Origin of the sequence: Pseudomonas sp. PONIH3, assembly GCF_002934345.1 — a bacterium.
GTDB lineage: Bacteria > Pseudomonadota > Gammaproteobacteria > Pseudomonadales > Pseudomonadaceae > Aquipseudomonas > Aquipseudomonas soli.
In genome coordinates this window covers 842,789-862,518 of the sequence record NZ_CP026386.1, presented here as the reverse complement: position 1 = coordinate 862,518, position 19,730 = coordinate 842,789, and the positions used below count along the sequence as shown (strand labels likewise).

Sequence of the window (19,730 nt, the reverse complement as noted above, 5' to 3'; positions counted from 1 at the left end):
ATGTTAGTAATTATTATTTGCATTTGTCGAGCCCTGGCGGAGCTCACTCACCGCGACGCAACGGGCCTGGCCACATGCTACGCAAGACGCCGTCGCGACGCACCAGCCCATGCACCAAGGCTGCGCCCAAATGCACCAGCACCGTGGCGAACAGCAGGTAGCCGGCCCAGCCATGGGCCTGACGCAGCACGGCGTAGAGCTGCAGGTCGTGGGGGGCGATGGCGGGCAATTGCAGTGGGCGGGGGTAGCCGCCTGCCGATAGCATCGCCCAGCCGAGCAGCGGCATGGCCAGCATCAGCCCATACAGCAGCAGGTGCGAGGCGCCGGCGGCCAGGCGCTGCAGGGGAGGCAGGTCACGAGGCAGCGGCGGGTGCGCCAGGCTCAGGCGCAGGACAATGCGCAGGATCACCAGCACCAGCAGGGCCAGGCCGGTGGCCTTGTGCAGCTCGACCAGCCAGGGGTGGCGTGGCGACAGGTCGGCGACCATGCTCACGCCGATGAACAGCATGGCCAGGATCAGCACGGCCATCAGCCAGTGCAGCAGCCGGGCCAGGGGGTGAAAGACAGTGGCGCTCATGGGCGGGCTCCTTCGGTCAGCGACTCGTGGCTGCGGCGGTTGAACGACACCGAATAGGCGGCCGAGCGAGCGGCGAGGATCGGGTCGGCGGAGGGTTCGATGCCGTGGGGCAGGATCAGCGGGTCGAAGTTCAGGTCGCGGCAGGCGCCTTGCTCGGGGCCGTCGACCTGCTCCACGACCAGGGTGCCGGCATCGAGGCTGCGGCGTTCGGCGGGCCAGGGCCGGGCCGGGTCGTCCACCGGATCGCCGGGGTCGGCCAGGGTCAGGCGCAGGGTCCAGCGCAGCGGGCCCTGGGCCAGGCGTTGCTGCAGGTCGTGCTGCAGGAACTGCTTGTCGTCGACCTGGGCGGGCAAAGCGGCGTATGCGGCCTGCGGCTCCAGTGCCCAGCGCACCGGGTGCGCCTGGCCGTTGGCATCGATCAGGCGGAAGGCGTTGATGCTGTTGTAGGCGGTGCTGGCGAAGCTGTCGCTGGGCTTGTAGCTGGCCGCCCACTGGCGAAACGCCGCACTCTCCGGGTGGGCGGCGAAGAAGGCTTGCAGCCTGGCCGGGTCGGGTTTGCCGGTGGCCGGGTCCGGGGCGCCGGCCAGGACCTGTTCATAGAAGCCTTCGACCGTGCTTACGGCCAGCACCGGCGGGTTGTTCATGCCGGTGCGCCAGACCTGGCCGTCGTCGCTGGTCAACTGCAGCGCCAGGCTGCGCACTGGTATGGCGGTGTCCGGCGCGAACGGATTGGCGCCGCCGATGGCGAAGCGGCCTATCACCGGCACCTTCTGCTGGCTGAACACCCGGGCGCTGGACAGCGAGGCGGCCTGGCCGCTGGCCTGGAAGTAACCGCTGACACACAGGCCCTTGGCATGGTTCTTCCGGTAGCCGGGGTGGTGGCCGGCCTGGGCTTCGAAGGTGTCGATGATGCGCTGTGGGGTCAGCCTTGGCGCGCCGATCCAGCCGGCGGCGTAGGCGAAGCCTGCGCCCAGGGCGGCCAGCGTGGCTGCGATGGCGGCCAGGCGCAGGGCCTTGGCGGGGCCGTGCAAGGGAGTAGTCATGGGAACGGTCCGGTCAGGTGGAATGAACCGGTACGACGCAGGGGCAAACGATTTATTCCCGGCGGGGGAATAGATTCCGTGCCCGCGCGTCTGCCTTGTACACTGACAGCCCGCAGGGCCCCGGAACCCGACATGCACGACCTGGACGACCAACAATGGCGTGAGCTGCTGCAGCGCCTGCGCCGCTTCGCCCTGTGGCTGACCCGCGAGCCCGGTACCGCCGACGACCTGGTCCAGGCCACGGTCGAGCGCGCCCTGAGCCGTCGCGGCCAGCAGCGTGATGCCGACAGCCTGCGGCCTTGGCTGTTCACCATCCTTTACCGGCTGTTCCTCGACGGCAAGCGCCGCGAGCGCTTGCACGCGCGCTGGCTGGCCTGGTTCGGCCGGGGCCAGGCCGAGGAACCGGCGGGCGGCGAGATCGAGAGCATCGTGCTGGCCCAGGCCGACCTGCAGGCCTTCGCCCGCTTGTCGCCCGAGCAGCGGGCATTGCTGTTGCTGGTCAGTGTCGAGGGCTTGAGCTACAAGGAGGCGGCCGAGACGCTTGGCATCCCCATCGGCACCGTGATGTCGCGCCTGTCGCGTGCCCGTGCCGCCCTGCGTGAACTGACCGAGGGCAACCCTGCGCCCCCGGCCCTGCGGAGACTCAAATGACACGCCTGATCCCCACCGAGCACGAGTTGCACGCCTATGTCGACGAGCGCCTGGAGCCGGCGCGCCGGGCCGAGGTGGAGGCCTGGCTGGCCGCCAATCCGCAGGAGGCCGTGCGCATCGAGGCCTGGCGTGCCGATGCCCGGCGCCTGCGGGCGGCCCTGGCCGGCTTTGGCGAGCGGCCGAGCGATCCGCACCTTGACCTGGCGCCGCTGCGTCGCCGCCTGCGCCAGCGCCGGCAGCGTCGCCTGGCAGCAGCGGCGGTGCTGATGCTGGCGCTAGGCCTGGGCGGGATTGGCGGCTGGCAGGCGCGCCAGGTAACGCTGTTCGCCGGCATGCTGCCCATGGCCGACGCGGTGCAGGCCCACAGGCTGTTCGCCGAGGCCAGCACGCTGGACATCGAGGCTCGCGACCCGGCACGCCTGCAGGCCTGGCTGGGCACTCACTTCAACCGCGTCGGCCGCCTGCCGGACCTGGCGGGCTATGGCTTCCAGCCAGTGGGGGCGCGACTGTTGAGCAACGAGGCGGGGCCAGCGGCGTTGCTGGTGTTCGAGGATCGCCAGGGACAGCGCATCAGCCTGTTCCTGCGTTCTCCCGGCGAGCATTTCGAGCGTATGCCTACCGGCCAGCGCACCGATGGCCAGCTGGAGGCTCGCTACTGGTCCCATGGCGATTACAACTTTGCCCTGGTCAGCGCGGTGGACGATACCCGTGGCGAGCAGCTACGCCAGGCGCTGGGGGTCAGTCTGTAGACGGCTTGACGGCGGTCGACCGGGTGATCACAACACTACCCAAGCGTCCTTTCCATGGCGCCCACCACCAGACCCTCCATCAACCCAACCCCCTCGGCTTCACCCAAGCCCTTGCCGCGTAACATTCCGGGCAACTGGTTAAGCAGCGTCGCCAGCACATGCCCGGTGGCCGCCAGGGTTTCCCCGGCCAGCCGCGCCTGCGGCGCAATCAGGCGCAGCAGCCCGGTTTCGTAGCGTTCGCGCAAACCCGCAAGGCGTGCCTGCTGGTCCTCGCTCAGGCAGCAGAAATCCCGCTCTGCCAGGCGAAACTGCAACGGCCGCTCGCCATGCAACTGCCAATGCGCGGCGATCAGGCAGGCCAGCACCGGCTTGCCCTGGGTCCGCGCCCGGCGGCCTTGGTCGAGGGTCGCCTGCAGCTCCTCGTACAACTCCTCGATAAGGTCGTACAAAAGGTCCTGCTTGCTGGGGAAGTGGTGGTACAGCGAACCTGCGGTCAAGCCCACGTGCGCCGCCAGCTCACGCATGCTGACCTGGCCGAAGCCTTTTTCGGCGAACAGGGCCATGGCCCGGTCGCGCCGCTCCTCGAAATTGGCGCAGCGCAGCGCCGCAGTGACCGGGGCCATGGCGCGGTTCCTCTAGTAGGTGAAGAAGCCGCGGCCGCTCTTGCGCCCCAGGTAGCCGGCGGCAACCATTTCCTTGAGCAGCGGCGCGGGGCGGTACTTGCTATCGTTGAAGCCTTCGTGGAAGGCCTCCATGATCGCCAGCAGCGTGTCCAGGCCCACCAGATCGGCCAGGGCCAGCGGGCCGATCGGCTGGTTGCAGCCCAGGCGCATGCCGGTGTCGATGTCCTCGGCGCTGGCCAGGCCTTCCTGGAACACGAAGATCGCTTCGTTGATCATCGGCACCAGGATGCGGTTGACCACGAAGCCCGGGCGGTTGCCGGCGGTGATCGGGGTCTTGCCGAGTCGCTCTGTCACCAGCAATGCCTGGGCATAGGTCGCGTCGCTGGTCTGCAGGCCACGGATGATCTCGACCAGCGCCATCATCGGCACCGGGTTGAAGAAGTGCACGCCGATGAAGCGCTGCGGCTGCTCGATGCTCGCGGCCAGCTGGGTCACCGACAGCGACGAGGTGTTGGTGGCGATCAGGCACTCGGCGCTGACGTTGGCCGCCACCTGCTGCAGGATGCGCTGCTTGAGGGCGAGGTTCTCGGTGGCAGCCTCGATCACCAGTTGCGCGCTGGCCAGCTGGGCATAGTCGGTGCTGGTGCGGATGCGCGCCTTGGCCGCGGCGGCCTTGTCAGCGTCGATGGTGCCCTTGCCGACCTGGCGCTCGAGGTTCTTGCCCAGGGTCGCCACGCCACGCTCCAGCGCGGCGTCGGAAACGTCCACCAGCAGGACCTGGTAGCCAGCCAGCGCGCACACTTGGGCGATGCCGTTGCCCATGGTGCCGGCGCCGATCACGGCGATCTGTTCGATGTTCATGCTGCTGACTCCTGTCAAACGCGTTCGAAGACGATGGCGATGCCTTGACCGCCACCGATGCACATGGTGGCCAGGGCGTAGCGGCCCTGGACGCGGTGCAGTTCATGGATGGCCTTGGTGGCGATGATCGCGCCGGTGGCACCGACCGGGTGGCCGAGGGAAATGCCCGAGCCGTTGGGGTTGACCTTTTCCGGGTCGAAGCCCAGGGCGCGGGCCACGGCGCATGCCTGCGAGGCGAAGGCTTCGTTGGACTCGATCACGTCCAGGTCGCTGACCTTCAGGCCGGCTTTCTCCAGCACTTTCTGCGTCGCCGGGATCGGGCCCAGGCCCATCAGCGCCGGCTCCACGCCGGCGTGGGCGTAGGCGACGATCCGCGCCAGCGGCTTGAGGCCCTGGCGTCGCACGGCGTCGCCGGTGGCCAGGACCAGGCCGGCGGCGCCGTCGTTGATGCTGCTGGCGTTGCCGGCGGTGACCGTGCCGTCCTTCTTGAACACCGGCTTCATGCCCGCCAGTTGTTCGGCGCTGGCATCGGCGCGCACGTTCTCGTCCACGGCGAATTGCACGCTGCCTTTGCGGGTCTTGATCTCGATCGGCACGATCTGGCCGTTGAAGCGGCCTTCGGCGATGGCGCGGGCAGCGCGATGCTGGCTGGTCAGGGCCACTTCATCCTGCATCTCGCGGCTGATGCCATGGGCCGCCGCGACATTCTCGGCGGTGATGCCCATGTGGAAGTGCTCGAACGGGTCCTGGAGGATGCCGACCATGTAGTCGATGCCTTGCAGGTCGCCCATGCGTGCGCCCCAGCGCGCTTGCGGCAGCAGGTAGGGACCGCGGCTCATGGCTTCGGCGCCGGCGGCGAGGGCGATGTCGCTGTCACCCAGCAGCAGGCCCTGGGCAGCCGAGACGATGGCCTGCAGGCCCGAGCCACACAGGCGGTTGACGCTGAACGCCGGGGTTTCCTTGGGGATGCCGGCGTTCATCGCCGCGACCCGGCCCAGGTAGGCATCGCGTGGTTCGGTGGGGATCACGTTGCCCATCACCACATGGCCGATCTGCTCGGCGGCGACGCCCGAGCGCTCGATGGCGGCGCGGGTGACCTGAGTGGCGAGGTCGGCCAGCGGCAGGTCCTTGAGCGAACCGCCGAAGCTGCCGATGGCCGAACGTACCGCACTGACGACGAAGATTTCTGTGCTGCTCATGGGGGCTCCGTTTGCGAAGGCGTGGCGGGGCGCGGGAGGCTCTGCGAGAATGGCGCCCACACCCTGCGGGGGTGGATCGAGTCTAGGCAAAGGCCTGCGGGCGGCCTATGCCGGATCTGTTCAGACAACCTGGCATTTTTTGCCACTCAGCATAGACAGCGGACTTCTGCCATGCGCGATAGCGACACGGTCGCGGTGTACTTCCTCAATGCCATGGTCCACGCCCTGCGCGACCGGCCCCAGGCGCGCGACGCCCATCTGCGGGCGGTGGGCATCGACCCGCAGGTGCTGGCCGAGCCATTGGCGCGGGTGCCGGCCAAGGCCTTCGCCCAGCTGTGGCTGGCGCTGATCGATGAGCTGCACGATGAGTTCTTCCAGCTCGACAGCCACGGCATGCCCCTGGGCAGCTTCGCCCTGATCTGCCGCGGGTTGATCCAGGAGCCGACCCTGGGCAAGGCGCTGCGCCAGTGCCTGGGCAGTTTTGCCCTGTTCCTGCGCGATTTGAACGGCCATGTCACGGTGCGTGGCGCGCGCACCGTGATCAGCGTGCAATCGACCATCGCCGATCCGCTGACCCGGGTCTACGCCGAGGAAACCTACCTGGTGCTGGTGATCGGCCTGCTTTGCTGGCTGGCCGGCCGGCGCATCGCCATCGACCGCACCGAGCTGGCCCTGGCGCGCCCGGCGCAGGAGGATGACGCGCTGCTCTGGGGACCGGACCTGCGCCTGGGCAGCGGGCGCACCGAGGTGGAGTTCGACAGCGCCTGGCTGCGCCTGCCGGTGGTGCAGGACCTGGCGGCGCTGAAGGGCTTCCTGCGCAGCGCGCCGCAGGGGCTGGTGATCCGCTTTCGTAACCAGAATGGCCGGGTGGCGGAGGTCTATCGACATTTGCGCGCCCTGCATTACGGGCAGTGGCCCACGCTCGACGCCATGGCCGCACGGCAGAAGCTCAGCGCCAGCAGCTTTCGCCGCCAGCTGGAGCGCGAAGGGCGTTCCTATCAGCAGATCAAGGACGAGGTGCGCCGGGCAATGGCCTTCGAGCTGCTGCGCGAAGGCCACCTGAGCATCGCCGAGGTCGCCGAGCACACCGGCTTCCAGGAACCCAGCGCGTTTCACCGGGCATTCAAGAAGTGGACCGGACAGAGCCCGGGCAGTTACCGGGCCAAGCGCGGCGCATCGGCTTGATGGTCGGTCAGTGCCGCAAGGGCTCGGGCCTGAATAATGGCTTCTTCATCACCGCTTTGATCCACACGATTGCGATCAGTGAAACCAACGCCAGCACCAGCCCGGCGGTGCCGTAGATCTTCAGGTTCATCTCGGGACTGGGCGATGCGTTCCAGATCGCGTACAGCATGCCGCCGATGCCGAACAGCTGCGGCAACGGATAGAACGGTGTGCGGAACGGTCGCGCCAGGTGCGGGTAGCGACGGCGCAGGGCGATCACGTCCAGGTGCACGATGATGTAGGCCAGCAGCCAGGCCAGCGCGGCGGCCAGCAGCAACAGGTTGATCGCCGCCGCGTCCTGGCCCATCAGCAGGATCGGCAGGCCGGTGATAGCCGCCACGAACAGCACCGCGACCCACGGTGTGCGGGCGCGCGGGCTGAGCTGCTTGAACTGGGGGAACGCCTGGCCATTGCAGGCCATGCCGTAGAGCATGCGCGGGATGGCCGCCAGCGAGGTGTTGAGGGTGCTGCAGGTGGCGGTGACCGCGGCGATCACCAGGAACACTTCGCCGGTCTTGCCGAACACCGTGGTGGCGAACAGGTAATGGGGCAGGGCATCGCTGCCCAGCGCCTCGCGCGGTACCAGGAACAGCGCGCCCAGACCGTACAGGCCGATGGTGGCGAAGATAACGGTCAGGCCGATGATCATCGAACGCGGGATGTTGCGCTCGGGCTTGCGGGTTTCTTCCACCAGCGAGCAGACGAACTCGGCGCCGACGAAACCCCACACGGCCATTGCGGTCAGGGCCAGCACCCCGGCGCCCATGGGGTTCCAGTCGCCCTGCAGCAGGGTGGCGGTGACACCCTCGGCATGCCCTTCGCTGATCGCGGCAACGCCGAGGATCAGCAGCACGATGACCATGACCACGGCCATGGCGCTCTGCAGCTTGGCGAAGATGTCGATGCCCATGAGGTTGAGGCCGGTAAACAGGGCAAGTACGCCGAAGGCCACCGAATACTGCGGGAACACCCCAGGGTAGACCTTGCCGACGATCAGGTCGAGCAGCAGCAACTCGGCCGACAGCGCGAACATGGCCACCACCACGTAGCCGGAGAAGGTCGCGAGGATGGCCGGGAAGTGCCCCAGCGCCACCTCGGTGTAGCTCGACAGGCTGCCGGCGCGCGGCACCAGCAGGGCCAGCTCCGAGAACGAGAACGCATAGCTCAGGGCCAGCAGGTAGGCCAGCCCCAGGGGCACGATGAAGCCGAGGCCGGCGGCACCGACCCCCTGCAGCATCATCACCATCACCCCTTGCGACACCACCAGGCCGACCGCCACCGCCAGCAGCGATCCCAGCCCCAGGACCCGGCGAAAGCCGGCTTGATCGTGCTGCACGCTGGCAGGCACGGACGCACTTGCACTCATGACAGTTCCCCGCTCTTTGTTGTTGTAGTTGCGCCAGATACTGGGACAGGGTACGCAGCGGGGAAATTAGTAAATATGTGGTTGGTGCAGAGGAAAAAGCTGGGCTTGCCGGCGAAAGGGCCGCAGGGCGGCCCCGGTGCTCAGAACGTCGCCTTGACCTGCAAGCCGACTACCAGGGCGTTGTCGATGTCCTTCCCGGAAAACGCCCCCGGCTCGACGATGTACTGCACGTCCGGGCGCAGGTTCAGCCACGGCGTGGCCTGGTAGCCGTAGCTCAGCTCGATCAGTTGTTCGGCGCTGTCGATGTCGGGGAATGGCTGGCCGGCATTGAATGCGGCAGCCTCGAGCACGTCGCGGCTGCGCGGGTTCGGCACTGCGCGCCCGTAACCCAGCGCCACGGTATCCCGAGGCCGGCCCGCGAACGGCTGGTACAGCACCACGCCGGCACCGTACCACTTGGTGAATGGCGAGGCGGCCTTGCTCGAGGCCGAGTACTGGCCGAAGGCGTGCAGGCTGCGCCCCGGCAATGCCGGGTCGTTCCACACGGCCTGGTCGACCAGCAGGTAATGGCCACCGCGACCGGCGACTTCCTCGCTGCTGCCGATGCGTTGCACGTTCGAGCTGTCGTAGTAGTAACCGACCTTGTACTCGCCCGGCAGCTGGCCACGCAGCTTGTACACCAGTTCCAGCGGGAGCACGGTGCCGGTGCTGTGCTTGGGCCCCAGGTGCCAGGCACGGCTGGAATTGCCGTTGCTCTCGGGGTCGACGTTGAACGCCGCCACGCGCAGTTGCCAGTCTGGCGCCAGGTCGTACTTGAGCCGCGCACCCAGGTGTGCGTTGGGATAGTTGGTCCAGCCGCTGCCGCCGGACATGTTCAGCGGGTGGCCGCAGAAGCCGGCGTTCATGAAGTTGCACAGGATGCCGCTGTCCAGCCCGCCGAGGTCGTTGCCCATGGCCATGTAGCCGAGCTTGAGGTTCAGCGCAGGCGACAGGTTACGCTCATAGCTCAGTTCGGTGAGGCGGGTGTAGAGGCCGCCGTAGTTTTCCTGGATCGGCAGGCGGTTGCCCACCAGGTCCTCCGAGGCGCTGTTGCCGCGGCGGTCGTTGATGGTCAGCTGGACCTTGCCACCGTTGTCCAGGCCATACAGTTTCGACAGGTCGAACTGCGCGCCCAGTTTGAGATTCTGCGAGTAGCGGGCCGAACGGTGCAGGCCGCCGTGGGCGTTGTAGGCGGTCTCGCCGCTGTAGTCGCCGGTGAAGGTGATGCCGTCTGCCGCGAGTTGCTGGCGCAGGCCGCCCCAGTCACCGGTCAGGGTGTTGTCGGCGGCGAATGCAGGGGTGCTGGCAAGGGCCAGAAGCAGGGTGGGGGTGAGGCGTGAAACGGATGACATTGCAAGGTCTCGGGTGGTCTGAAAGGGCCTCATCGCCGGCAAGCCGGCTCCCACAGTGAGTGCGCGGACCCTGTGGGAGCCGGCTTGCCGGCGATACAGGCGACGCGATTTATGGCAGTGCGTACGCCATCACATAGTCACCGCGGTCGGTCGACTGGCGCGCACCGCCGGCGGTGATCACCACGTACTGCTTGCCGGTCCTGGGCGACACATAGGTCATCGGGCCGCCCTGGCTGCCGACCGGCAAACGGGCTTTCCAGATCTCGCTGCCGTTGCTGCTGTCGTAGGCGCGCAGGTAGAAGTCCTGGGTGCCGGCGATGAACACCAGGCCGCCCTGGGTGGACAGGGTGCCGCCGAGGGTTGGCAGGCCGATCTTGATCGGCAGGTGCATGCGGATGCCCAGGGGGCCGGTGTCCTCGACGGTGCCGACCGGCACCTGCCAGGCCACCTGGCGGGTCTTCATGTCGATGGCGGTCAGGGTGCCGAACGGCGGCGCCTGGCACGGGATTCCGGCCACCGACAGGAAGCGGTTCTTGTTCACCGCATACGGGGTGCCCTTGAGCGGCACCGCGCCCATGCCGGTGTTCAGCGCTTCGCCACCGGCGGCGGCATCACCCTTGTTCTGCGACGGGATCATCTGGATCCACAGGCCCAGGCGCATGTCGTTGACGAAGATGAAACCATGTACCGGGTCTGTGGAAATGCTGCCCCAGTTCATCCCGCCCAGCGAGCCCGGGAAGCTCAGCGACAGGTCGGTGCCGGGCGCGGTGTAGAGGCCGTCGTAGCGCATCTTCTTGAAGTCGATGCGGCACAGCAACTGGTCATAGGGCGTGGCGCCCCACATGTCCGACTCGGTCAGGGTCTGCGCGCCGATCTGTGGCATGCCCACCGACTTCGGCTGGGTTGGCGAGTACGGCTCATTGGGGATGTTGCTTGGCTTGACCGGCACTTCATCGACTTGTGTGAGTGGCTTGCCGGTGGCGCGGTCGAGCACGTAGATCTGCCCGGCCTTGGTACCGATCACCACGGCCGGCACGCTGCTGCCGTCATCCTTGGTGAAGTCGATCAGGCTCGGCTGCATCGGCAGGTCGAAGTCCCAGAGGTCGTTGTGCACGGTCTGGTAGACCCACTTCTGGTTGCCTGTGGTGGCGTCCAGGGCCAGCACCGAGGCGCCGTAGGTGTGGTCGAGCTTGTTGCGCTCCACGCCGTAGATATCGGTGGACGAGGAGCCCATCGGCAGGAACACGGTGTTCATCGCCGGATCGTACGACATCGGCGCCCAGCTGTTGGGAGTGCTGCGCACGTAGGTGCCATCGCCCTGGGGGGCGGCGCGATCTTCCGGGTTACCAGGGTCGAAGGCCCAGCGCTGGGCCCCGCTGATCACGTCGAAGCCACGGATGACGCCGCCGGGCATGTCGGTTTGCACGTTGTCGGCCACGCGCCCGCCGACCACCACGGTGGTACCGGCCATCAGCGGTGCCGAGGACAGCTGGTAGTAGGAATCCGGCACATCGCCCAGGCCGGCCTTGAGGTCGACCTGGCCGTTGTCGCCGAAGCCCTGGCAGAACGCGCCGGTGTCGGCGTCGACGGCGATCAGGCGGCCATCGATGGTGTTGGTCAGCAGGCGGCGCTGGCAGTTGGCGCCGGCCGGCACGCTGGCCAGGGTGATCGGTGAACTGTTCGGCTGGCTCGGTTGGGCGATCGGCGCGGTGGCGTCGAAGTAAGCCATGCCACGGCAGCGCTGCCAGACCTTGGACTGGGCGTTGATGGCGTTCTTCCACAGCTGCTTGCCGGTGTCGGCGTCCAGCGCGATCAGGTTGTTGTGCGGGGTGCAGATGAACACCTTGTCGCCGACCTGCAGCGGGGTGAGCTGGTCTTCGGCGCCATTGCCGTCGCTCTGGGCGACATCGCCGGTGTGGTAGGTCCAGGCGACCTTGAGCTTGTCGACGTTGCCACGGTTGATCTGGTCCAGGGCAGCGAAACGGCTGCCGCCTTCGGTGTTGCCGTAGTGGGCCCAGTCCTTCTGCTGCTGGCCAGGCTCGACCGGGGTCAGGCCCGGGCCGTTGCCGGTGGGGGCGACACTGGGGTGGGCAACGAACATGTTGCCGGCGGCGATGGCCAGGGCCACGGCCAGCACGCCGGCGATGCCATAGGCGCCACGCGCCTGGCGGCGCACCAGTTGCGGGTAAACCAGCGCGACCACCAGGCCGATGGCGGCGAACATGAACAGGCGCGAGAACAGCGGCCAGAACACCAGGCCGCTGTCGGCCACGGCCCAGATCGCGGTGCCGGCGAGGAACAGGGCGTACAGCCAGGCGCCGGCGGGCTTGCCTCGGGCGATGAGCAGGCCGGCGAGGGCCATGGCCAGGCCGCCGGTCAGGAAGTACCAGGAACCGCCCAGGCCGGCCAGCTTGACGCCGCCGGCGGCCAGGAGCAGGCCGAGCAGGGCGATGACAACGCCCAGGCCGACCAGGATGAAGGTTGAGGCGCCAGTGGCGCGGGGTGAGTCTTTCATGCCAGGGATCTCGCAGGTGGAATACCGGCAGTTTAATCCCTTAGCAAGCTAATTAACAAGTTAGTACATTTTAAATCGGGACCGATTGTCGCAGGTCGAGCAGCCGATTCATCAGCCGCTCCCTCGCAGCCACGCGCCAAAATGAACTCAGGCCTGCAACCCTTCCATCAGGCAGCGCAACGCCCCTTTCACGCGCTCGGCGGCCGCCTGCGGATCGTCCTGGGCGATCACCCAGATACCGCTGTCGCCCATGGCGCCGTTGAGCAGGTGGGCCATGGCCACGGCATCGAAGGCGCGCAACCTGCCGGCCTGCTGCAGCTCGACCAGGCCCTGGGCCATGGGGCCGATGTAGCTGGCCTCTTCCATCTCGCGCAGGCGCGGGCCGAGCACGCCGGGCGCATCCTGCAACAGGATGCGCCGCAGCGCTGGTTCATGCAGCAGGTCGTAGTAGTACAGGCAGGTGTCGATATAGCCCTCCCACGGATCGGCGTGGGTGGCGTAGCGGGCATCGATGGCCTGGTTGATCTCGTCGAGCAGGTGCTGCACCACCGCGGTGAACAGCCCGGCCTTGCCGCCGAAGTGGTGGTGCAGGGCGCCTCGGGTGAGGTCGGCTTCAGCGCACAGTTCGTCCATCACCACGGCGGCAAAGCCTTTTTCGGCGAACTGGCGGCGGGCAACGGCGATCAGCCGTTCGGTGGTGTCCGCGCTCATGGCGGCGCGGCTGCGGCGAGGGGTGGGCATTGAGGCTCCGATGACAAGAGGCGATGCGCGCAAATTAGCATACGTTGCGTATGTCAATAAATGGCATTAGCATACGCGGCGTATGTCAATTGGAGGTTGTCACCGTGTCTGCCCTCGTTTCGCGTAAACCCACTGCCTGGCTGGGCGAGCTGCCAGGCCTGCTGCGCCTGGCGCTGCCGCTGGTGCTGGGCCTGTCGGCGGCCGAGCTGATCAGCCTGACCGACACCGTGCTGCTGGCTTCGCTGGGCACGCTGGTGCTGGCCTGTGTCGCGCTGACCAGCAGTGCCGGGCTGATTTTCCATGCCGGGCTGTACGGCATGCTCGCCACCCTCAGCGTGCGCGTCGGCCACGCCTTCGGCGCCGAAGATCCGGGCGAAGTGGCGCGCACGCTGCGTGGCGGCCTCGGCTATGGGTTGCTGGTCGGCATCCTCGGTTGCCTGGCCATGCTGGTCACGTTGCCGCTGGTGCAATGGCTGGGCGTGCCACTGCCGGACGTGGCCCTGCTGACGCCGTACTGGCAGGCCATGGCGGTGTTCCTGATTCCGTACTGCCTGGCGGTGGTGTTCAAGGACGTGCTGGAGGCCATCGGCCGGCCGTGGGTGGCCGTACTGCTGGTGATGAGCGCGGTGCTGTTCAACCTGCCGCTGAGCTATGGCCTGATCCACGGGCATTTCGGCTTGCCGGCGCTGGGGTTGCTGGGTGCGGGCATCGCCGGGGTGATCGCCGAGTCGCTGGCGGTGCTGCTGGCCTTTGCCTATTGGCACCTGGCGCCGTCATTGGCACGTTACCGCCAGGCGCCGCACGGGCCGCACTTGTCCTGGCGCACGCTGCTTGGCGAGGGCTGGCCACTGGGGCTGGGCTATCTGGCCGAGGCCGGCGCGGTGGTGATCGCGGCGTGGATGCTCGGCTGGCTGGGCAATGCCGCACTGGCCGCCAACCAGGTGGTGCAGTCGATCGGGGCGCTGCTGTACATGCTGCCGCTAGGCATGGCCGCGGCGGTGAGCATTCGCATCAGCCAGGCCCAGGGCCGCGGCGAGACAGCGCGCATCCGCGCCATCGGCAGCGCCACCTTCGCCAGCGTCACCGCCTGGATGCTGGTGGCCACCGTGCTGCTGGCGCTGTTCGGGCGGCGCATCGCCGAAGCCATGAGCGACGACCCGCAGGTAATCGCCATCGCCGTGCCGATGTTCGTGGTGGTGGCGGCGATGCAGGTGGCCGACGGCCTGCAATCCACCGCGCTGGGCGCCTTGCGTGGCCTGCAGGACTACCGCTGGCCGGTGGGGGTGACCTTGCTCAGCTACTGGTTGCTGGCGCTGCCGATGAGCTACTGGCTGGCCTTCCATTCCGCGCTGGGCCCGGTGGGTGTGTGGGTGGGCTTCGCCTGTGGCCTGGCCGTGTCGGCGGTGCTGCTGCCGTGGCGTTTCTATCGCCTGCAGGCCAGGCCGCTCACCGCGGCGCTGGTTCAGCCCTGATAGAACACCGCCAGCCACACCGTGGCCACGCCGGGCTCGGTCCACTCCACGCGGTGGCGGCAGCGGGGCGGGATGTCCAGGTGGTCGCCTGCGCGTAGTACGCGGGTGTGCGCCTCGTGCTCCAGGCGCAGCCCGGCGCTGCCGCTGAGCACCAGTACCCATTCGCCTTCGGCTTGGTCGTACCAGAACCCCTCAGGGCTGGCCTGGCCGCTGGAGACGATGCGTTCGATGCGCAGGCCCGGGCGGCGCAGCAGCTCGGTGAACTGCTCATCGGCCTCGGGGGCCAGCGGCGGCAGGGCGGTAAACAGGTTGTCTGGCATGGGACGGCTCGCGAGAGGTTGATTGCAGAGGGGCAATTGTAGGAAGGTTTTGGCTTTTGCCCCACGGAAAACCACGATGGACAAGCTGCTGGCGATCAAGGTGTTCATGGCCACCGCCGAGACCGGGGGCTTTTCCGCCGCCGCGCGCCGACTGGGGGTGGCGACGTCTTCGGTGACCCGCCAGGTCGATGCCCTCGAACAGGCGCTCGGGGCCAGCCTGCTCAACCGCTCCACCCGTCAGGTCAGCCTGACCGAGGCCGGCGCCAGCTACTACCAGCGCGCCCGCGAGATCCTCGAGGCGTTGGCCGAAGCCGACGCCAGCGTCGCCGACCGTGGCGAGGAGCCGGTGGGGGTGCTGCGCCTGTGTCTGCCGGTGGAGTTCGGCCGGCGGGTGATTGCTCCGCACCTGGGGACGTTTCTCGCCCGTCACCCGGCCCTGGAGCTGGACATCGACCTCAGCGACCGCTTCGACGACCTGCTCGACGGGCGCTACGACCTGACCATTCGCCTGGGCGAACCGGCGCCCGGCGATGAACTGGTGTGCCGGCCGCTGGGCCGCTTCGAGCGTTGGCTGGTGGCAAGCCCCGCGTACCTGCGCCAGCACCCGCCGCTCGGTGAACCGCGACAACTGGCCGATCACGCCTGCCTGCGTTTTCGTTACGGCCAGTCGGCGCGGCCCTGGCGCCTGACCCAGGGCGAGCAATGCCTGGAACTGGACAACAGCGGCCCGCTGCGCAGCGCCAATGCCGACCTGCTGCGCGAGGCCGCGATCGCTGGCAGCGGGGTGGCGCTGCTGGCCGACTGGCTGGTGCGTGAGGATGTCGAGGCCGGACGCCTGCAACGGCTGTTCGCCGACTGGACGGTGAGTCCGGGCAATGCCAGCGCCAGCATCAACGCCTTGTACTTGCCCAATCACCGTGGTTCGCGACGGGTGATGGCGTTCGTTGCCTTCTGTGAGGGGCTGCTGGCGGACTGAGGCGTTGCGTGCCGCGCAAAGGCCTGTTGCGCGGGCGATGGATTCTCGCCGGGGCGAATGTCCGTCACCCTTCGCGCACATCCTTTCGCAAGCCGAGGTACCCTCGAATGAATCCCTCCCTCGCCGTTGCCCAGCCTGCGGTCCCAGGCCTGAGCCGGGCGCTGGTGACGTTGCTGGCCTTCTGCTGCGGCGCCATCGTCGCCAACATCTACTACGCCCAACCCATCGTCGGCCTGATCGCCCCGGACGTTGGCCTGTCCACCGAGCGGGCCGGCCTGATCGTGTCCCTGACCCAGATCGGCTACGCCCTGGGCCTGTTGTTCCTGGTGCCGCTGGCCGACCTGCTGGAGAACCGCCGGCTGATGGTCGCCACGGCGGTGCTGGCCGCCGGTAGCCTGTTGCTGGCCGGCACCAGCGGCCATGGGCAGGGCGAGGTGTTCCTGCTGTACGCACTGCTGATCGGCTTCAGTTCGGTGGCGGTGCAGATGCTGATACCGCTGGCGGCGCATCTGGCGCCGGAGCGCGAGCGTGGCAGGGTGGTCGGCAACATCATGGGTGGGTTGCTGCTGGGGATCCTCCTGGCGCGTCCACTGGCAAGCCTGGTGGCGGATCATTTCGGCTGGCGTGCTGTGTTCGTCGGTGCCGCCGGGTTGATGCTGGCGATCATCCTGCTGCTGGCGTCGACCCTGCCGCGCCGAGTCCCCGAGCACAAGGCCAGCTATGCCGGGTTGATGGCCTCTTTGCTGGTGCTGTTGCGCCGTTATCCGGTGTTGCGCCAGCGGGCGTTGTACCAGGCGCTGATGTTCGCGGCGTTCAGCCTGTACTGGACGGCGGTGCCGCTGGCGCTGGCCGCTGAACATGACCTGTCGCAGAGCCAGATCGCGCTGTTCGCCCTGGTCGGGGCGGTGGGCGCGGTGGCGGCGCCGTTGGCCGGGCGGCTGGCCGATGCCGGACATGGACGGCGCGCTTCGTTGCTGGCGATGAGCCTGGCGCCGCTGGCAATGCTCGGCGGCCTGAGTAGCGCGGGCATGAGCGTGATCGGCCTGGGGCTGACCGGGGTGCTGCTGGATTTTGCCGTGCAGATGAACCTGGTCATCGGCCAGCGCGAGGTGTACGCGCTGGATCCGGCCAGCCGTGGTCGCTTGAATGCCCTGTACATGACCAGCATCTTCCTCGGCGGCGCCGTGGGCTCGGCGCTGGCCAGCGGGGTGTATGCGCAGTTCGGCTGGCAGGGGGTGGCGCTGTTGGGGGCGGGATTGCCAGCGGTGGCGCTGGTGGTGTTCCTGATCGTTTCCCGGCGCTGAGCCCGGGTGTTTATCGTCCCAGCGGGAGGGCCACGCCGATCAGCGCAAACAGGCCGCCACAAGCGCGGTTGAACCCCCGGCCACCCTTGGCAAGCCATGGCCGGATGCGAAATGCCAGGCGCGCCAGCTGGTACTCCACCAGGCACTCGACACTGGCGAAGGTCGCCGCCATCACCACGAACTGCAGCAGCAGGCCGCGCTGCGGGTCGATGAATTGCGGCAGGAACGCGCCATAGAACAACAGCACCTTGGGGTTGGCCAGCGCCGACAGGCAGCCCTGGCGGAACAGCCCGGCATTGCCCAGCGCGGTACTGCCGCAGGGCAACTCGAGGTGCAGGGCCGGGGTGCGCCACAGCTGGATCCCCAGCCAGACCAGATAGGCCCCGCCCACCCACTTGAGCACCGTCAGCACCGAGGCCGAGGCCTGCAGCAGGGCGCTCAGGCCGAACATGGTCAGGGCGATCAGGGCGCTGAAACCGAACACCCCGCCGCAGATGGTGAACAGCGTGCGGCGGGCGCCGTACAGCGCGCCATGGGTCAGGGCCAACAGGCTGTTGGGGCCTGGGGTCAGTGACAGGCCGATGCTGGCGAGCAGGTAGATGAGCCAGGTGTCGAGTGCCATGGGTGTGCCTTGTCGGAAGTGAGGGCGCCAGTGTAGGACAGGGTTGCGCGAATCCAGGGTAGTATTCGGACAACTGATGGTCACATTCGGACATTGCCATGGCACCCGACCTGCGCCTGCTCATCCTGCCGCTGCCGGAATTCGCCTTGCTGCCCTTCGGCGCCTTCCTCGACAAGCTGCGCTTTTCCGCCGACGACGAGGACTACAGCCGCCAGCGCTACTGCCGCTGGACCGTGATCGGCCTCGACCTGGCGCCTGTGCCTTGCAGTAGCGGGGCCATGGTGCAGGTGGAGGCGACGCCTGCGCAGGTCGATTGGAGCGCCTACGACCATCTGGTGCTGTTCGGCGGGCGCAATGCCAGCGCCACGGCAGCCTTGGCGCCGCGCTACCGGGCCTTGCTGAAACAGGCGGCCAAGGCGGGGGTGAAGCTGGTCTGCGTCGACAACGCGGCCTTCCTGCTGGCGGCCTGTGGCCTGTTGGACGGTCATCAGGTGGTGGTGCACTGGCGTCATGAGGCGGAGTTTCGCGTGGCGTTTCCCCGTGTGCGACTGCTGACCGGGCAGTTGTATTGCTTCGACGGCAGCCGTATCACCTGCGCTGGCGGCACGGCGGCCATCGACCTGGCGGTGGAGCTGATCGCCCGCGCCAGCGGCCGTGCCCGGGCGCTCAAGGGCCTGGCCGACATGCTGGTGGATGAAAGCCGCGACAGTCGCCATGCCTTGCGCTCGCTGGAGGCCGGCGCCGGGGAGCGGCGCCAGGTGCAACGGGCCACGGCGCTGATGCGCCATCACCTGGCGGCGCGGCTGCCGGTGGAGGCGCTGGCGGCGGAGCTGGGGATCAGCCGGCGCCAGCTCGACCGCCAGTTCCAGGCCTGCCATGGCATGAGCGCCAAGGCCTGGTGGCAGGAGCTGCGCCTGCAGCAGGCGCGCTGGCGGTTGCTCAACTCCAGCCACAGCCTGGCGCAGATCGCCGATGAAGTGGGCATGGGCGATGCCAGTTACCTGGGCAAGTGGGTGCGGCGGCGCTTCGGTTGTACGGCACTGGTGTTGCGCAAGTCCGAACTGGACTCATCGCGGGGCAAGCCCGCTCCCACGGTCTGACCCGCAGATCACAGTGGTGTGGGAGTGGGCTTCGGGATGTGGGTTTACTGTGGCGTACCGAACAATCCCGTCCAGTAGATCCCAGCGTCGCTCTTCGGGTCCACCGCATATGCCGCCCCCAGTTCGCTGAAGTCCGCGTTCATCAGCGTGGCGCAGTGCCCGGGGCTGGCCAGCCAGCCGTCGACCACCTTGCGCGCGGTATCGCGCCCAGCAGCGATGTTCTCGCCGATCTGCCGGTACAGGTAGCCGGCCAGTTCCGCGCGGTCGCCCGGGGTGCGGCCGTCGCGGTCGATATGGTCGAAGAAGTTCTGGTTGGCCATGGCCCGGGTGTGGTTGGCGGCCACGCCGGCCAGGGTTGCGTTCCAGGCAAGCGCGGGGGCGGCGGGGTAGGGCTGGCCGCCGCACTGGCGCGGCAGGTTGCGTGCGGCGTTGATCTCCTGCAACAGCTTCTGCCCTTCGGCCTGCCAGTCGCCCAGGCGCCCGCTGAGCAGCGGGCGGGCCAGGACGATGCGCCAGTCGCGGCCCTCCTGGCTGACCCCGATATCGACGAACTGCGGGTCGAGTACCACCTGGCAGAAGCTCTCCTCGATGGCTTTCATCGCCGCCTTGGCATCCCGTGGGCCCGATAGACTGATGGCCTGCACGTTGACCATCGGGTATGCCGCGCGGGTCATGGCTTGCTGCAGGTCGCGGGTGCCCTCCGGCGAAAGGGCCAGGCGCGTGTCGCTGTTGAGCGGCGGCAGCTCCAGCGAGGCCTCGCCGCCACAGCGCTGGGCCTGGCTGCGGTAGACGTTGATCGTATCGATCAGTTGCGCCTCTTCGCCGGCATACGCCGGGGTGCCGGTCGCGGCAAGCAGGCCCAGCGTCAGGCCGAGGCAGGCAACGGATGGGACGCGCATGTGGATCTCCCTGTAACTGGCAGCGTCTGGATCTGCGCTGCCCATCCTACACAAGCGCAAGGCATTTGGCCCGGCCCTGTGCGGTGTGAAAAACCAA

The 19,730-nt window shown here is 68.0% G+C and carries 19 protein-coding genes; 7 read left to right on the top strand and 12 right to left on the bottom strand.

What is annotated here, in order from left to right:
• Positions 1-43: 43 nt before the first annotated feature.
• On the bottom strand, positions 44-577 hold the full coding sequence (locus tag C3F42_RS03770; RefSeq protein ID WP_094011168.1) for a cytochrome b: 534 nt from the start codon (positions 575-577) through the stop codon (positions 44-46).
• On the bottom strand, positions 574-1,620 hold the full coding sequence (locus C3F42_RS03765) for a catalase family peroxidase (RefSeq protein ID WP_104443993.1): 1,047 nt from the start codon (positions 1,618-1,620) through the stop codon (positions 574-576). Before C3F42_RS03765 ends, C3F42_RS03770 begins: the two co-directional genes overlap by 4 nt.
• Positions 1,621-1,752: 132 nt before the next feature.
• Between C3F42_RS03765 and C3F42_RS03760 the strand changes: the two genes are divergently transcribed.
• Positions 1,753-2,271 (top strand): sigma-70 family RNA polymerase sigma factor, encoded by a 519-nt coding sequence (locus C3F42_RS03760; protein WP_038705954.1) that lies wholly within the window; start codon positions 1,753-1,755, stop codon positions 2,269-2,271.
• A complete protein-coding gene (locus tag C3F42_RS03755) occupies positions 2,268-3,020 on the top strand; it encodes an anti-sigma factor (RefSeq protein WP_104443992.1) in 753 nt (250 codons plus the stop codon). The genes C3F42_RS03760 and C3F42_RS03755 overlap by 4 nt, the downstream gene beginning before the upstream one ends.
• A gap of 35 nt (positions 3,021-3,055) precedes the next feature.
• Here the strand turns inward: C3F42_RS03755 and C3F42_RS03750 are convergent, their stop codons facing one another.
• Genes C3F42_RS03750 through C3F42_RS03740 form a run of 3 tightly spaced genes read right to left on the bottom strand, consistent with a single transcriptional unit; the run spans position 3,056 to position 5,703 of the window.
• The gene (locus C3F42_RS03750; RefSeq protein ID WP_094011171.1) at positions 3,056-3,643 is read right to left on the bottom strand and encodes a TetR/AcrR family transcriptional regulator; all 588 of its coding nucleotides are present in this window, start codon (positions 3,641-3,643) and stop codon (positions 3,056-3,058) included.
• Between the two features lie 12 nt (positions 3,644-3,655).
• Positions 3,656-4,504 (bottom strand): 3-hydroxybutyryl-CoA dehydrogenase, encoded by an 849-nt coding sequence (locus C3F42_RS03745; RefSeq protein WP_038705956.1) that lies wholly within the window; start codon positions 4,502-4,504, stop codon positions 3,656-3,658.
• A gap of 14 nt (positions 4,505-4,518) precedes the next feature.
• Entirely contained in the window at positions 4,519-5,703 is a 1,185-nt protein-coding gene (locus C3F42_RS03740; protein WP_104443991.1) for an acetyl-CoA C-acyltransferase family protein, read from the bottom strand.
• Positions 5,704-5,874: 171 nt separating this feature from the next.
• Between C3F42_RS03740 and C3F42_RS03735 the strand changes: the two genes are divergently transcribed.
• Entirely contained in the window at positions 5,875-6,888 is a 1,014-nt protein-coding gene (locus C3F42_RS03735) for an AraC family transcriptional regulator (protein ID WP_094011173.1), read from the top strand.
• A gap of 7 nt (positions 6,889-6,895) precedes the next feature.
• On the opposite strand, the gene C3F42_RS03730 is transcribed toward C3F42_RS03735, so the two are convergent.
• From C3F42_RS03730 to C3F42_RS03715, 4 genes are all read right to left on the bottom strand, one after another.
• Positions 6,896-8,293, bottom strand: a complete 1,398-nt coding sequence (locus C3F42_RS03730) for an APC family permease (protein ID WP_104443990.1) — start codon at positions 8,291-8,293, stop codon at positions 6,896-6,898.
• Positions 8,294-8,433: 140 nt separating this feature from the next.
• Positions 8,434-9,684, bottom strand: coding sequence for a carbohydrate porin (locus C3F42_RS03725; RefSeq protein WP_038705959.1), 1,251 nt, complete (start codon positions 9,682-9,684; stop codon positions 8,434-8,436).
• 109 nt (positions 9,685-9,793) lie between these two features.
• Entirely contained in the window at positions 9,794-12,199 is a 2,406-nt protein-coding gene (locus C3F42_RS03720) for a glucose/quinate/shikimate family membrane-bound PQQ-dependent dehydrogenase (protein ID WP_094011175.1), read from the bottom strand.
• A gap of 147 nt (positions 12,200-12,346) precedes the next feature.
• Positions 12,347-12,940 carry a TetR/AcrR family transcriptional regulator gene (locus C3F42_RS03715; protein WP_046855878.1) on the bottom strand — a complete coding sequence of 198 codons (594 nt, stop codon included), beginning with the start codon at positions 12,938-12,940 and terminating at the stop codon, positions 12,347-12,349.
• A 104-nt stretch (positions 12,941-13,044) separates the two neighbouring features.
• Here C3F42_RS03715 and C3F42_RS03710 point away from each other — a divergent pair, with 104 nt between their 5' ends.
• Entirely contained in the window at positions 13,045-14,412 is a 1,368-nt protein-coding gene (locus C3F42_RS03710) for an MATE family efflux transporter (protein ID WP_158659517.1), read from the top strand.
• Here the strand turns inward: C3F42_RS03710 and C3F42_RS03705 are convergent.
• The gene (locus tag C3F42_RS03705) at positions 14,403-14,732 is read right to left on the bottom strand and encodes a cupin domain-containing protein (protein ID WP_038705962.1); all 330 of its coding nucleotides are present in this window, start codon (positions 14,730-14,732) and stop codon (positions 14,403-14,405) included. The genes C3F42_RS03710 and C3F42_RS03705 overlap by 10 nt on opposite strands.
• A gap of 76 nt (positions 14,733-14,808) precedes the next feature.
• Between C3F42_RS03705 and C3F42_RS03700 the strand changes: the two genes are divergently transcribed.
• Both C3F42_RS03700 and C3F42_RS03695 read left to right on the top strand, forming a co-directional pair.
• Positions 14,809-15,708, top strand: a complete 900-nt coding sequence (locus C3F42_RS03700; protein WP_104443988.1) for a LysR family transcriptional regulator — start codon at positions 14,809-14,811, stop codon at positions 15,706-15,708.
• Positions 15,709-15,815: 107 nt separating this feature from the next.
• On the top strand, positions 15,816-17,012 hold the full coding sequence (locus C3F42_RS03695; RefSeq protein ID WP_094011177.1) for an MFS transporter: 1,197 nt from the start codon (positions 15,816-15,818) through the stop codon (positions 17,010-17,012).
• A 10-nt stretch (positions 17,013-17,022) separates the two neighbouring features.
• On the opposite strand, the gene C3F42_RS03690 is transcribed toward C3F42_RS03695, so the two are convergent.
• Positions 17,023-17,634, bottom strand: a complete 612-nt coding sequence (locus C3F42_RS03690; RefSeq protein WP_104443987.1) for a LysE family translocator — start codon at positions 17,632-17,634, stop codon at positions 17,023-17,025.
• 98 nt (positions 17,635-17,732) lie between these two features.
• Between C3F42_RS03690 and C3F42_RS03685 the strand changes: the two genes are divergently transcribed.
• Positions 17,733-18,734 carry a GlxA family transcriptional regulator gene (locus C3F42_RS03685; RefSeq protein ID WP_094011179.1) on the top strand — a complete coding sequence of 334 codons (1,002 nt, stop codon included), beginning with the start codon at positions 17,733-17,735 and terminating at the stop codon, positions 18,732-18,734.
• Between the two features lie 44 nt (positions 18,735-18,778).
• Here the strand turns inward: C3F42_RS03685 and C3F42_RS03680 are convergent, their stop codons facing one another.
• Positions 18,779-19,633 carry a CAP domain-containing protein gene (locus C3F42_RS03680; RefSeq protein WP_038705966.1) on the bottom strand — a complete coding sequence of 285 codons (855 nt, stop codon included), beginning with the start codon at positions 19,631-19,633 and terminating at the stop codon, positions 18,779-18,781.
• Between the last annotated feature and the right edge of the window lie 97 nt (positions 19,634-19,730).